Raw genomic sequence first — 13544 nt, forward strand, 5'->3', positions numbered from 1 at the left:
CCGTGGACCCGCTCAACGTGGCACCGGTGCTCCCGGGCGAGACGCTCGCGGGGAAATACCGCGTCGAGCGCGTGCTCGGCAAAGGCGGCATGGGCATCGTGGTGGCGGCGCGCCACCTCGAGCTCGAACAGCGCGTCGCGATCAAGTTTCTGCTGGGGGAGCGCGCTGAATTCTCAACCGAGAGGTTCTTGCGCGAGGCCCGCGCCGCCGCCCAAGTCAAGAGCGAGCACGTCTGCCGCGTCCACGACGTCGCGCGCCTCGAGAGCGGCGAGCCCTACATCGTCATGGAGTACCTCGAGGGCACGGACCTCGCGCAGAAGCTGAAGCGGGAGGGCCCCCTCTCAGTTTCAACGGCCGCGACGTGTGTCATCGAAGCGTGCGCGGCGCTGTCGGAGGCGCATGCACAACGCATCGTTCATCGCGATCTGAAGCCGGCGAACCTGTTCCTCGCAGAGCGGGCCAACGGCACGACGTGCATCAAGGTGCTCGACTTCGGCATCTCGAAGCTACCGGATCTGAACGACATGACCGCGACGTCCACGATGATGGGCTCGCCGCTCTACATGTCGCCGGAGCAGATCGCCTCCTCGCGAGACGTCGATGCGCGCGCCGACATCTGGAGCCTTGGCGTCATTCTGCATGAGCTCGTCTCGGGCGAGCCGCCCTTCGCCGCCGACACCATGATTCAGTTGAGCGTGAAGGTTCGCGAGGAGCCCGCGCCGTCGCTGAGCGCGAGCGTCAAGGGCATCAGCCCCGAGTTCGACGCGGTCGTGGCCAAGTGCCTCGCCAAGAAGCCGACCGATCGCTACGAGAGCGCCGCGGAGCTCGCCGGAGCCCTCGCGCCCTTCGCAGGCGAAGACGGCGCGCACCTGGCAGCGCGCCTCATGCGCATGCACGCCGCCGACCCGGCGCTCCGTCCGACCAAACACGGCCAGACACCTCCCGCGAGCGTGCGCTCCGGCGAGGTTCGCGATGAGCCCCCGGCGAGCCGCGAAGGCGCAGCCCTTGGGGTGACACCGGTCTCGGCGCCCCTTGCGGGGCAGGTCACCTTTGCGCCGCTCAACACCACGGCCGCGCGAGTGGCCAAAGGGAAGAGCACTAGCCGCTGGCTCCTAGCCCTTGCGGCGTCGGCGCTCGCGGGCGCCGCGCTCTTCGCCGTTCGCGGCCGGACGGGTGACGGCGATGCGCCTACGTCGGCGACCGCATCGACGGCGAGCGCCACGCTCAGTCCATCCACGACCACGATGACGCCGGAGGCTCCGTCCGTTGCCCCGCCCGCGAGCGCGTCGCCCAAGGACGCCCCCCGCACCACCACGAGCGCTAGCGCGCCGAACACAGTCCTGCCACGTGAGGCGACGCGTCCTCCGCCGCGCGCGCTCGCCGCAAGAGCAGCGGCCCCGTCGACGGCGTCCGCACCAACAGCGGAGGCACCTTCAGCGCCGACAGCGGGGGCCACGGCCACGACACCGACGGCGACGCAGCCCGCGACGCCCGAGACGACAGGACGGCGCAAGCGGCCGCTCGACCGAAGCGATCCGTTTTGACTACGAGGAGCCGCGACGGCGACGCCGCGCACCAAGCGCGAGCGCGACCGCCGTCGCGAAACCCGAAGCGCTTGCGCGGCCCGCCGTGGCGAAGGGCGAGGCGAGCGCACATCCATCAGACACCGGGGCGTCGGCCGCCAGGGCGAGACACAAGCCATTTTCGCAGCGACGCCCGCTCGCACAAGCGCGCTCGGCCGAGCACTTCGCGACGCAAGTCCACGAGCGACGGCCATCGAGCGAAGCGCACTCGGCTGTTGGCCCGCATGCCGACGCGTCACGACAGAACGCGCCTTCGCCGGCCGCCGTTGGAAAGAGCGACGACGCCCATGATGGCGGCACCGCTTGGCTCTTCTGCGCCGCATCGAGCACGGTCTTGGCGATGAGCCACGACCACACGTCCGTTCGTTCGAAGACGCCTTCGGCGCACGTTTGCTCGAGGTTGCCGCGCGAGAGGACGCCAAAGACGAGTTGCCGCTCAGCGAGCGTCCACGCGCCCGCGCCGGAGTCGCCGCTGCAGGGCCCGCTACCGGCCGTGAACTCGAGCGCGTCGATGACGCTGAGGTCCGACCCGCACGCGTAGCCGGCCTCGCCGGGTACACACTTCACGGGAATGTCGGCTCTTACGCGGCGCGTCCCGTTCTGATTTCCCGCGGCATCGACGGCGCCGAATCCGCTCAAGCCAAGCACGCGCTGTTTGGCGACCTCGTGAAACGTCTCGACGCTCGTGGCGATGCGTGCAGGCGTCGCCTCCGCTTCGCCGACCGACGTCTCGAGAACGAGCAGCGCGACGTCGTTGCCGCACGCCTTGGTCGGTTCAGGGACAACGACGCGTTCGACCTTGTGCCAGCCTGATCCGGGCAGAACCCAAGGCGTGGTTCCAACCCATAGCTGGCCGCTCGGGGGCCCAAAGTCGACGTCGCAGTTGCCCAGGGCCGGTGGCGCGGGCCCCACGCAGTGGCGCACGGTGAGCACGACGTCGGGGCTGACGAGCGTGCCCGAGCAGCGCATCTCCGGCGAACTCGGTCCACCGGCGACGACGGAAACGGCGAAGGTCGTGGTGCGGTCGAGCGCGCCACCTTCGACGGCGCGCGCTGGCGACGACAGCAGCAGAGCCACAGCGAGAGCGGGCGCTCTCAAGACACCGCATCTCAGTCGCACGCGTAGGTTCCCGTCACCGCCCCCGTCGCGTCAGCGAAGACGACGCCCGCGTTCGTGTTGACGAAGAGCTTGCCGGCGCCATCACGACCGAAACAGAACATGGTGCGGTCGGTGCGCACCTCTCGCTGCTTCGTGTCCCAATCGAGCGTCGACCACATGCCCCGAAGGTTGATGCTGCCCTTCGCTGAAAGCAGCGCGAGCGCGGTGCTCGCCTGCCCCGGCCCCACGTCGATGACGCTGCCCGAGACGAGGCTCTCGAAACCGGCGGAGATGTGCGGACCGTCGAGGAGTGACTGCTGGCTCGCCGAGGCGACGGCGTAGACGAGCGCGTAGAAGGCTTCGTAGCCGCTGTGGTTCGAGTCGGGCTGCTGGTTGTTGTACTCCTGCCGGTACCGCAAGATGTACGCGTTAACGTTCGCTTCGATCTCTGGCGAGATCGCGGGCCTGGTTCCGCTGAAGCGCTTTCGGAGCTCGTCGTTGAGACCGATGACCGGCTCGTAGGGCGTCACCTCGTGGCTCAGGTTCGAGAGCACGTAGTACGGCTTCGGCGCCGCCGCGGGCCACTCGTCTTCGATGGTGCGGACGTAATACGTCGGGAAGTCCTGGCCCATGGCCACGACGATGACGTGTGGGCGCTCGCTCGCGAGCTTCTGCGCGTGGCCGATGTGATCCACGGTCACGTCGCGCGGGTTCTCCGCTTGGACCGCGACGAAGTTCGCGCCGTTCGCGAGGGCGCCCTTCCCGTTGAACGTGACGGCCGCGCCGAAGGACTCGGCGTAGGCCTTCGCTGTGGACGTGCCCTCGGCGAGGCTGGCCACCTTGATGGTAGCGCCCGGTGCGAGACCGAGATCGAGCCGAATCTTCGTCTCGAGCTGTGCGACCCGCCACGCGGCGAGCTTGCCCTCGGGTGCGATAGGTGGCTGCGTGCGCCACACAAGAGGACCGTCGGGCGCCTTCACCTGCGAGTCCGACGACACGAGGACCACGTTCTTGCGGGCCGCCTTCTCGGCGACGCGCGCGACGTCTTCGGCGGTGGTGACGAGGACCGCTTGCGCGCCGACGACGTCGACGAGGTGATCGAACATGGCGCTGGCGTGCGCTGTGTCGTCCCAAGAGTCGCAATGCACAACGGCGAGCGGCCGCCGCTCGGTCCCGACGGTCAGGCCGAGGCCGATGCTCTCGGATAGCTCGGTGAGGCCGAGGTTCACTCCACGGATGTAGCGCTGGATGTACGGCACCTTGAGAAGTGACTTGTTGTGCTGAAGAACGCTCAGCGGCGAGAGAACGCCGAGGACGATCGCGTTGGGGTTGTCCCAAGCGCCGGCCACCACGGGGCAGTCCTCGTTCTCCCAAGCGACGCACGGCTCGCCGGCCCGCTTGCACACCGATGGCCTTCCGCTGTTGTGCTGCGTGCAAAGCGCGGTGGAGACGCAGCCGTCACCGCCATCGGCACCGACGGGCGTGAAGTTGGCGCGCGGGATGACGCAGAAGCCGTCTTGGCAGACGCGATTGCGGAGCGAAGGACGACCGTCGCAGTCGGCCGTGGTGCTGCACTGGCGTGGCTCCGCGGTGTCGAGCAAAAGCGTGCACCCGGCGAGCGCGAGCGCCGAGGCCACGGCGAAGAGGCGGTAGGCGGGTGCCATCAGAACCCCACCGAGAACGTGGCGCTCCGCGCGCCGAGGCGGACCGCCGGCGTCGTCGGCGCCGCTCGGCCACGCAGGGTCAGGTAGAGCGATACGCCGGCTCCAACCGCGGTCGCGACCATGAGCGCGTCGGTGGCGATGGCGAGACCGTTGACCAAACTGCGCTTGCGTTCGAGATCGGCGCCGGCCTCGGCGGGCGAGCCGTCGATGGGGGCTTCGAGCTTGTCTTCGTAGCTCTTCGCAGCGCCGTTCGCGGCGATGCCAAAGCCCACGGTGCCGGCGGCCAGGGCGCCGGTCGCGATCCACGCCCCTACGGCAACGCCCGACAGGCCGTCGTTCGCGACGACGACGTCGGAGGTCGCCTTGACGAGCTCGAGCTCCACCACAGCGGCGTCGCCGCCGGCGAGTTTGACGACGCGCGTAGCCGTGGAAAATCCTGGACGCTGGGCTGAAATACGAAGCGAGCCCGCGTCGACCACGGCGCGTTCCAAGGGCGCGCGCCCCAGCGGCTGGTCGTTGAGAGTTAGCTCGACGCCCTCCACGTTGGCGCGCACCGTCAGGGTGCCGACGCGCGTGCGGAGCGTGGCGAGATCGCCTTCGACCTCGGCGCGGCGCGGCACCGGGATCTCGGCGCCACCTTCCTTGAGGTAGCGCTCAAAGGCCGCGAGGGCTTTCGCGTATTCGCCCAATTGATAGTGAACCTGCGCCGTGTTGTAGAGGACGCGGTAGCTCGGATGGAGCGCGTAGGCCCGCTCGAGCTCAACGAGCGCGAGCCGGTAGTCGCCCTCGTCGAAGAGCTGAATGCCGCGACGGTAGCGGGCGCGCGCTTCGTCGGCCGCCGCGTCGGAACCTTCGGCGCTCGGCGGTGCTTGCGCTGGCGGCGCGGCCGGCGCGGCCGGCGCGGACAGGGGCGCAGGCTCGTCGGCCGCGAGCGCGGGAGCCGCCACGAAAAAGAGCGTCGCGGCCAGCGAAGCCACTTGCCAGTCGGACACGCCCCGCACGCTTCGACCCGTCATCCAGCCCTTCCCAACCGTTCAACGAGCGCAACGAGCGCCGTCCGACTCGACACGCCACACTGCTGAAAGAGCTCGTAAAGGTACACCTTGACGGTCGACTCCGCGAGCCGCAGCTCGCCCGCGATCTCGCGGTTGCTGAGCCCCTGGCGAACCAACTGCGCGAGTTGGAAGCCGCGAAGCGTGACCCCGAACCGCTGCTTCATGCGCTCGTAGAGCTCGCTGTCGCGAACCAGCTCTTCACGCAGCCACAGGAGGACGCGCGCCGGCGCGGCGTTCTGCACGACGGCCATGTCAACGTGAACGCCGCCGATACCGATGCCGCCCGGCAAGGGGAACCGGTCGCTGCGCGCCCCGTCGGCCCCGAGTCCTTCGAGCGCCTCTGCGATCATCGACGGAAGTCTGCCGAGCTCGGTCGGGGCGAGCCGCTCGAGGAGTCTCCCGGCGCGGGGCGTCGAGAAGATGATCTCGTTGTTCGCTCCGCAGACCAGGAGACCTTCGTCGCTGCGCGCGAGGCTCATCAGGATGATGGCGCGCCACGCGCGTGCGTCGAGTCGGTCCGCGGGGTCGTTCATCGTGAAGTTCATGGCGATGGGCCGGAGCATCATCGAAAGGCGAGGCTGCGAGCCGCGTGCCACGAGCGGCGTGCCCGCGAGCGCTCGCGTCCCTCGACGTGGGCTCATGCGCGCGCGTCGGCCTGCGCGCGCGCGCGCGCTCCGGCTCGGTCCGGTGCGCCTCGCCCTGCGCGGTCCTATCCGGCCCGAAGTGGCACAAAAGCCATTCAAGTACGGGGACTTTATGGCGATCGAGCGGGTCGAAACAGCGCGAGGAAGAAGTTCGCCTGGACGACGTACACCGACATGTCACACCCACCGACCTGGAGGTCTTCCCATGAAGCTCGTTTCGCTCACGCTCGCTCTCGCCCTCGCCGCGCTCGGCACCATGGCCTGTTCTTCGGCGCCGGAAGAGGAAGCGGTGGGCAGCGACGAGGCCGAAGGCGAGCTCTCCGCCGCAGGGCAAGCGGTCGTGGGCGCCTACGTCAACGAAGGCAGTGGGGCTCTCCAAGCGCTCGTCATTAAGGCCGACGGCACCTTCTTCGCCGACGTCGACAACGGCATCCGTTGCGTTCGGGCTCCCTGCCCGGCGACGACGCGCGTCACGGGGACCGTGAAGGCCGGCAAGAAGACCGTCACGCTCAAGGCCAACGAAGACCTCGAGCCCACCGTGGCCTCGAACTTCGGGCGCTTCTACTACACGCTGTCCGATCCGAACCTTCCGTCGGTGCCGTCGCTCACGCTCACGAAGGGCGCGAACACGCAGGTGCTCACGGTGAAGACGTCGTATTGCGCGGCGAACAGCGATTGTTACGGCCAATCGATGATCGTGCCGGCCTGCTTCCCGCTGTCGTTCACCTGCGTGAACAACGCCTGCAACTTCCGCTGCAGCCCGCCGCCGATGGACATGTGCATCGGTCTCGACCAGACCGACTGCCTCGCGAAGCCGAGCCTCTGCAAGCCGAAGTTCGGCCCGTCGAGCTGCACGCCAGGCCCCAACCCGCGATGCACGCGCGACATGGTCTACAAGAGCTGCGAGCGAAAGTAGGCTCTTCCACTCTCAAGCGCTCGCCGGCGGCGACGGAGCAGAAGCACCGCCGCCGCCAAAAGCGTTGTTGACCACGACGGCCGTCCCGCATCGGGCGCCGCGACAGCGCACCCGGTAGACGATGCGGTTGACATCGGGGCCGGCCCGGCAGCGTCCGCGGGCACACCTGCGTCCGAGGCCCCGGCGGACTGGGGCGCGGTTCCGCCGGCCCACACGGGAAGCGGGTACTCGCCCGCGCTCGCGGCTTCTTCAGCGCCCGCCACGAGGAACTCTTTGAAGGCGTCGGTGCGCGTGAAGGTGGCCTCCGCGCATCGCGTCGCCGTCTCCGCCGCGCGCGACAGAACGCCAAAGGTGACGGGCGCGCTCTCGAGGCTCGCCTGCTCGATAGCGCTACCGCCCGAGTCGCCCGTGCAGACGCCTTCCTTGACGACGAACTCCGCTGCCGTGATGTCGTAGTCCGCGAGCGAAGAGCACGGGATCGTTTCGTCGCCCGGCGTGCACACGAGCGGGATGTGTTCTCGCAGGTGGCGCGTCCCCTCGTCGCTCCGACCGGGGCCCGTAATCCCGTAGCCGATGGCCGCGATCTCCGTCTGGTAGCGAGGATGCTCGGTCATCGAAAACTCAACGGCCGGCGTGATGGGCACGGCTTCGTCGGGCGACACGACGTCCGCGAGCAAGAGCAGCGCAATGTCGTTGCCGCAGAACTTCTTCCCCGAAGGCGTAAGCACCTTCGCCACCGCGTGGAAGGCCGACGCTTGGCTGGCGACGGCGTCGGTCGTCACGCGGAACGAGGACGGCATCATCGGCGCGCCGAACGTGTCGACGTCGCAATCGACGACGTCTCCGCCGCCGGGGCTCACGCAGTGGCGCGCCGTGAGGACCAAATTCGGTGCGATGAGCGCTCCCGAGCAGGTCTCATCGTTGGTCACGATGGCGACCGCAAACGTGTGCATCCGATCGACGCTGCCGCCTTGAATGGCGCTCTGCGCCGTGCTGAGCCGCGCACCCTCCCCCGCGTGCGACGTCGCCTTGAAGGCGCAGCCGACAGAGGCGACGCTGGCAGCGAGTGCGGCGAGAGCGAGGGCCGCTAGCGGAAGACGAGACTGCACGGGAGGACCTCGTAGGACGCGACGGCGGGCGTTGCCCCAACGACAGCGCGGCGAGAGCGTTCGCGCGCGCGCCGTCGTTGAGACGTTCGCTCAGCCGGCCATCTCGGCGGCCATAGCCTTCTGGTAGGCCGGACGCGCAGCGCAGCGCTTGCTCCAGGCCTCCACGCGCGCGTACGCGCTGAGGTCGAACTTCATGTGGCGTAGCCAATCGGTGAACGAGTTCACGTGCGTGTCGGCGAGCGTGTAGTCACCGAGCAAGAAGTCCTTGCCGGCGAGCGCCTCGTCGAGGATGCGCAGGCAGTTGTGCGTCTCCGCCTTGCCGGCCTCGCCGGCCTTCGCGTTTCGCTGGTCCGCTGGATACCACTCGAGGGTGTTGCTGGTGAAGCGACGAACCGCATCACCCAACGTCACGTTGCACCACACGATCCACTTCATGGCTTCGGCGCGCTTGGGGCCCGGCGCCGGATAGAGCTTCTTTTCAACGCCGAACGTCTCGCCCAAATACATCGTGATGGCGGCCGACTCCCAGATGGGCGTCCCCTCGTGCACGAGCATCGGCACCTTGCCGTTGGGGTTGAGCTTCAAGAACTCAGGCTTCTTGGTGTCGCCTGCCTTGAGGTCGACCTTGACTCGTTCGCACGGCACATCGAGTTCCGCAAGAACGAGCGCGGTCATGGAAGCGGTCGACATGGGGGCGTAGAAAAACGTCATGCTCATGGGGTGTCCTCCGTGGAAGCGACGCTTGTCCCGCGGCCGCCGCGCGGGGTCAACGGTAGGGGCCTGACGCTGCCGGCCAGAGCGCCGTTTGACATTTCGTGAAGTCGCGTCATTTTGACCGGGCCATGTTCACGCACGCGTTCCTCTAGGACGAAGCCCCGCGCTCCCTAGCCCGAGTCGACCCGTGAGCGACGGCTCGCGCGAACGCGACTTCGAGACGGCCCGAGTTAGGTCGCCGAAGAGACGTCGTTGCGTAGGCGCCCCGCTGGTGTCGGCTCTCCGCTGAACGGCCGCGTCGCGGAGCGCCCATGGGCCGCATCGCGACGGCTCGCGCCGTTCGAGTCTGTTGCTCGCCCCCCCCCCGCGCGACGCCGCCGGAGAACGTGATCATGTTAAAATTCAGCTCGAATCCCATCGCGGAGCACGCCGAAGTTCCCCTCGCCGACGACGGTCGATGGGAAGAACTGGTGGCCCATTGGCGCTCCCGCAACGTCGGTCGCGAGGCGCCCAAAACCGAAGGCGGGAGCGACGTCTACGTCGTCTCCGTCGCCACCGAACGCGAACGCGATCCGCACGCCATCGAGGCGCAGCTCGCCGAAATCGTCAGCCTCGCCGAGAACCAGGGCGATCGCGTCGTGGGGCGGGAGTCGTGTCACCTGCCGAGGCCGCATCCGCGGACGCTCCTGGGCAAGGGCAAGGCGGAACAGATCGCGGCCCACGCGCGCGCCTCGGGCGCCACGATGCTCGTCCTCGACGCGGAGCTGACGCCGTCTCAGCTCCGCAACCTCGAAGACGCCATGCTCATGCCGGTCTGCGATCGCGAAGCGGTCATCCTCAACGTCTTTCTCAAGCACGCGAGAACGCGGCGGGCGCGCATTCAGGTGGAGCTGGCGCAGCTCGAGTACCTGAAGCCGCGCATTCGTGGGGTCGGCATCAACATGGACCAGCAAGCCGCCGGCATGGGCAACGCGCGCGGCCCCGGCGAGACGGCGTCGGAGCTCCTCGTGCGCAAGTTCGAGACGCGCTCGGCCGAGCTTTCGCGAGCGCTGCGCAAGATCGCCACGACAAGCAGGACGCAACGGCGAGGGCGGGACGAGTGCAAGCGCGCTGTCTTGGTGGGCTACACGAACGCGGGCAAGACATCGCTCATGAACGCCCTATCAAAGGCGGACCTTTCGGCCCGCGACATGCCCTTCGAGACACTCGACACAACGTCGCGCTGCCTCACGCGACACGGCGGCGATGTGTTGCTGAGCGACACCGTGGGCTTCATTCGGCGCTTGCCAGAACGACTCCTAGCCAGCTTCGAGTCGACACTCGCAGAAGTCGCCGAAGCGTCGCTGCTGGTGCTCGTGGTCGATGCGACCGATCGCGAGCGCACGGAGAAGCTCGAGACCACGGTGGCTCTGCTGGAGAAGCTTGGCGCCGCCGACGTGCCGCGCTTGTACGTCTGGAACAAGGCCGACCAACTCTCGAACCGCGACGACGGCCTCAACGACGGCCCGCTCGCCCGCATGAGTCAAGAGCACCCGTGGCTGCTCGTAAGCAGCCACAACGCGGCCGACATGGTGGGTCTTCGGGACAAGCTCCTCTCCGCCGTTCGCGCCGATGAGCAGAGCACGACGGTGCTCGTGCCATACGGTGCCGGCGCCGTCCTATCGGAGATCTACCGCACCGCGCGGGTGCTCTCGAGCGAGGCCACGAACGGCGGCCTCATGGTCACGCTCCAAGGTGGAGCAGCCGTCATGGCTCGCGTGCGCGCGAGCCTCGAGGAGTGGACATCATGACATCACGAACCAAGAGCCCCACGGGACCCCAGTCGCCCCTGCTTCACATGCGGGGCGCGACGCTCGCACTTCCCAGCGGCCGCGTTCTCTTCGAAGGCCTCTCGCTCTCCTTGTCGCGCGAGCACGTCGCGCTCGTTGGGCGCAACGGCGTCGGCAAGTCGACGCTCCTCGCGGCCCTCTCAGGCGCTGTACCGAACGAACGCGTGCGGCGCGCGGGGCGCTCCCATTTCGTGCCGCAGGCGTTAGGTCCTGGTGGCAGCGAGCACGCCTTGCTCACGCCGGGTCGCGCGGCCGCGCATGCGTCGCGATTCGCCGCCGAGTGCCGCGCTGCGGGCGTCGAGGCATGGCTGCCAGAGCGCCACGCGAACGAGCTGAGTCGGGGCGAGAGGCAGAAGCTCCGGCTCATCGAAGCGAAGCTCTCGGGCGCAGAGATTCTCCTCCTCGACGAACCGACCGATGACCTCGATGTCGTTGGCGTGGCCTGGCTACGGCGCTGGCTTCGCGCCTTTCGCGGCTGCCTGCTCGTCGTCAGCCACGACCGCCGACTGCTCCAGGACTTCGAGCATTTCTTCGTGGCGCGAGAATCCGGCTGCCGGTACTTCGCAGGGACGTTGGCCGAGCTCGACGCCGAGCAGGCGCGCGAGCACAAGGACGGCGAAGCGCGCTACCTCCGAAACCTCCATTCCCTCGCGTCACGGGAAGCGCGCACGCTTCACGTGGCGCGTCGCAAGGCGCGGAAGAAGCAATTCGGACGTTGGCGTGAGCTCAAGCGCGCGACCTCGCGAGCCCGTCTGAACCAAAAGCGCGACGACGCGCAGGTCTGCCACGGACGGCTCGCGCAGCTCCGCGAAGCCCGCATCGCGGCGGTGCGCGACTGGACCAAAGGGACGCGGCGGGCGCTCGAGGTACGCATGCCGCTCGCGCTGAAGGCCCCCGTCTTGCCGGAACACGACGGCTCCCCAGTACTCATGCTGCGCGATGTCTCCGCGACGGCCCACGACCGGACGCTCTTCGCAGGGCTCGATCTGGCGGTTGTGCGCGAACGCGTCGCGGTCGTCGGCCCGAACGGCTCGGGCAAGACGACGCTGCTTGAGACCATGCTCGAGCGACGCGCACCGAGCGGCGGCCGCGTTCGCGTCGACCTCGCAAAGGTCGGTGCCATCGCGCAAGGGGCAGCCGATTGGATGCTGGGCGAGTCGCTCGCGTTGCAGCTCCATCACGAACACCCGACCAAGGAGCTGGCGAAGGTGGTGGTGGCGCATCGGTTTCCGCTGGCGCTAGCCGAGCGGCCGCTTCGTTCGCTGAGTCCCGGCGAGCGCGTGCGGGCGGCGCTCATCTGTCTCTTCGAGCGCGAGCCGGCCTGCGAGGTGCTGGTCCTGGACGAGCCGACGTACGCGCTCGATGGGCCAGGACGGCGAGCCCTGATCGAAGCGCTCGCGGCTTGGCCCGGAGGGCTTGTCGTGGCGAGCCACGACGAAGAGTTCCTGGAGGCGGTCGCCTTCGACCGCGTCGTGACCCTCGGAGATGGGTCCGCTCCGGGTCCGTCACCGCGACTGCTGGACGAGCTTCACGGGGATGTTGAGCGTTGACCCCGTGCCGCCAGGAGCCGCGAATGAGGCGCCGCGCACGGCGCGCTGAAGGCACGTGACGACGTCGGCATCGAGACCCGTGTTGTCTCGCGCGTCGGCGGCGAGCACCTCGCCGTTGGCTGAGACCTTCGCGGAGATCATCACCGCGCCCGACATCATGGGGTTCACCAAGAGTCCCTTGTCGTAGCAGCGCCGGAACTTGGCCTTGAGCCCGGCCACGACACTCTCGGCGTTGCCGATGGGGACGCTCATGGCTGGCGCGCCGACGCGCGCTTCGCTCGTGGGACCGCGCACGTGACCCTCGTCGCCCGCGGTGCCTCTTGAGGCCACGTGAGCCACGGCGATGCGATCGAGGCCGCTGGCCTCGGCGCCGGGGTTCACGACGGCGCCACTCGCCGTCTGAATCTCTTTGCCCGTCTGGCTTACGCCCGACGCGGAGCGCGCCGCATCCGACAGGTCAGGCGCTGGGATCTCGCTCTCTCGAAGCGTAGCCGCGACAGCGGGTCCACCGGTGAAGGCGCCGAGGAGTTCGACCTCGATCCGCGCCGCCGCGGCCGAGAGCGCCGCCGCCTGGCGCTCCTTCGCGCCAGACGCCGCCCTCGTAGGTGTTTCGATGTTGCGACGAGACGCGACGCGCTCCGACGTACGCGGCGCCGGCTCTTGCGCCGACGGCGCCACGTCGGATGGAGCTTTCACCGTCTCGACGTACGGCGGCGCGACAGCCTTGGTTCCATCGACGAGTCCGGTGATGGAGATGTCGTCGGCGAGCACAGGGTCAAGCCAGTCGGAGAGCATCGCTCCAACGAAGCCGAAGTGAACGAGGAACGAGAACGCGGCGACAATGGTGAGGTTCCAGTCAATGCGCGCTGCGAAGCCTCCTTTGACCGAGAGTGGGAGCTCGGGACGCGGCGCTGCCGGCGGCGACGCCACGAATTGAAAGAGCAAGGTGAGCGCGCCGTGCACCACCTTGCCGCGCGCGTCGTCGGTCAGCGTCAGCGAGCGCGGGGCATCGCGGCACGCCAGGTCGACGACGCCACCCTCCAGCGCCACGCGGCCGTGCATGCCGCGCGCGACGTTGAGGCGGTAGCCATCGCCGACGCGTTCGAAGAGCGGAAAGACCTCCTCCATGTCGGCATGCGCCTCGTCCACGAGAAACATCGCCCGTTCGCTTACGCCGATGGTGACGGTGGCGCGCGACTTGATGACGCGCTCCTCGACGATGCGGCCCCCGCGCACGACGCCGATGCGCAGAACGCGCGGTCCGCTCGCGACGTGAGCCGCGCGCATGACGGCGGTCATGCTTCCGGTCCGTCGCTTCGCAGATGCGGACGGGGAACTTTGGGGCGCGAGGGTCATGGCACGAGACGCGGGGGACCACGCCC

The 13544-nt window shown here is 68.6% G+C and carries 11 protein-coding genes; 4 read left to right on the forward strand and 7 right to left on the reverse strand.

What is annotated here, in order from left to right:
• The first annotated feature begins 2 nt into the window (after positions 1 to 2).
• Positions 3 to 1544: a protein kinase gene (locus IPG50_09720; GenBank protein MBK6692467.1), complete on the forward strand. Its 1542-nt coding sequence runs from the start codon at positions 3 to 5 to the stop codon at positions 1542 to 1544.
• Here the strand turns inward: IPG50_09720 and IPG50_09725 are convergent, their stop codons facing one another.
• Genes IPG50_09725 through IPG50_09740 form a run of 4 tightly spaced genes read right to left on the reverse strand, consistent with a single transcriptional unit; the run spans position 1545 to position 6041 of the window.
• Complete coding sequence (locus IPG50_09725; protein ID MBK6692468.1) at positions 1545 to 2681, reverse strand: trypsin-like serine protease; 1137 nt, start codon at positions 2679 to 2681, stop codon at positions 1545 to 1547. It lies immediately after the preceding gene.
• Positions 2682 to 2692: 11 nt separating this feature from the next.
• Positions 2693 to 4345: a hypothetical protein gene (locus IPG50_09730; protein MBK6692469.1), complete on the reverse strand. Its 1653-nt coding sequence runs from the start codon at positions 4343 to 4345 to the stop codon at positions 2693 to 2695.
• Positions 4345 to 5361, reverse strand: a complete 1017-nt coding sequence (locus IPG50_09735; protein ID MBK6692470.1) for a PEGA domain-containing protein — start codon at positions 5359 to 5361, stop codon at positions 4345 to 4347. The genes IPG50_09730 and IPG50_09735 overlap by 1 nt, the downstream gene beginning before the upstream one ends.
• On the reverse strand, positions 5358 to 6041 hold the full coding sequence (locus IPG50_09740; protein MBK6692471.1) for a response regulator transcription factor: 684 nt from the start codon (positions 6039 to 6041) through the stop codon (positions 5358 to 5360). The genes IPG50_09735 and IPG50_09740 overlap by 4 nt, the downstream gene beginning before the upstream one ends.
• Positions 6042 to 6249: 208 nt before the next feature.
• Here IPG50_09740 and IPG50_09745 point away from each other — a divergent pair, with 208 nt between their 5' ends.
• Positions 6250 to 6960, forward strand: coding sequence for a hypothetical protein (locus IPG50_09745; protein ID MBK6692472.1), 711 nt, complete (start codon positions 6250 to 6252; stop codon positions 6958 to 6960).
• Here the strand turns inward: IPG50_09745 and IPG50_09750 are convergent.
• Positions 6936 to 8069: a trypsin-like serine protease gene (locus IPG50_09750; protein ID MBK6692473.1), complete on the reverse strand. Its 1134-nt coding sequence runs from the start codon at positions 8067 to 8069 to the stop codon at positions 6936 to 6938. The two genes, IPG50_09745 and IPG50_09750, sit on opposite strands and share 25 nt — an antisense overlap.
• 90 nt (positions 8070 to 8159) lie before the next feature.
• A complete protein-coding gene (locus IPG50_09755; protein ID MBK6692474.1) occupies positions 8160 to 8786 on the reverse strand; it encodes a glutathione S-transferase family protein in 627 nt (208 codons plus the stop codon).
• 389 nt (positions 8787 to 9175) lie between these two features.
• On the opposite strand from IPG50_09755, the gene hflX reads away from it, so the two are divergent.
• Together hflX and IPG50_09765 are read left to right on the forward strand one after the other, a co-directional pair.
• Positions 9176 to 10573: a GTPase HflX gene (gene hflX / locus IPG50_09760; protein MBK6692475.1), complete on the forward strand. Its 1398-nt coding sequence runs from the start codon at positions 9176 to 9178 to the stop codon at positions 10571 to 10573.
• Positions 10570 to 12162, forward strand: a complete 1593-nt coding sequence (locus tag IPG50_09765; GenBank protein ID MBK6692476.1) for an ABC-F family ATP-binding cassette domain-containing protein — start codon at positions 10570 to 10572, stop codon at positions 12160 to 12162. Before hflX ends, IPG50_09765 begins: the two co-directional genes overlap by 4 nt.
• Here IPG50_09765 and IPG50_09770 read toward each other — a convergent pair.
• Positions 12118 to 13461 (reverse strand): AgmX/PglI C-terminal domain-containing protein, encoded by a 1344-nt coding sequence (locus IPG50_09770; GenBank protein ID MBK6692477.1) that lies wholly within the window; start codon positions 13459 to 13461, stop codon positions 12118 to 12120. The genes IPG50_09765 and IPG50_09770 overlap by 45 nt on opposite strands.
• Between the last annotated feature and the right edge of the window lie 83 nt (positions 13462 to 13544).

Source organism: Myxococcales bacterium (genome assembly GCA_016703425.1).
In the GTDB taxonomy this organism is placed as follows: Bacteria; Myxococcota_A; Polyangia; order Polyangiales; family Polyangiaceae; genus JADJCA01.

Coding starts and splice junctions, on each gene's coding strand:
- IPG50_09730 (MBK6692469.1), bottom strand. CDS start 4,345: ATGGCACCCGCCTACCGCCTCTTCGCCGTGGCCTCGGCGCTCGCGCTC.
- IPG50_09735 (MBK6692470.1), bottom strand. CDS start 5,361: ATGACGGGTCGAAGCGTGCGGGGCGTGTCCGACTGGCAAGTGGCTTCG.
- IPG50_09740 (MBK6692471.1), bottom strand. CDS start 6,041: ATGAGCCCACGTCGAGGGACGCGAGCGCTCGCGGGCACGCCGCTCGTG.
- IPG50_09745 (MBK6692472.1), top strand. CDS start 6,250: ATGAAGCTCGTTTCGCTCACGCTCGCTCTCGCCCTCGCCGCGCTCGGC.
- IPG50_09755 (MBK6692474.1), bottom strand. CDS start 8,786: ATGAGCATGACGTTTTTCTACGCCCCCATGTCGACCGCTTCCATGACC.
- hflX (MBK6692475.1), top strand. CDS start 9,176: ATGTTAAAATTCAGCTCGAATCCCATCGCGGAGCACGCCGAAGTTCCC.
- IPG50_09765 (MBK6692476.1), top strand. CDS start 10,570: ATGACATCACGAACCAAGAGCCCCACGGGACCCCAGTCGCCCCTGCTT.
- IPG50_09770 (MBK6692477.1), bottom strand. CDS start 13,461: ATGACCGCCGTCATGCGCGCGGCTCACGTCGCGAGCGGACCGCGCGTT.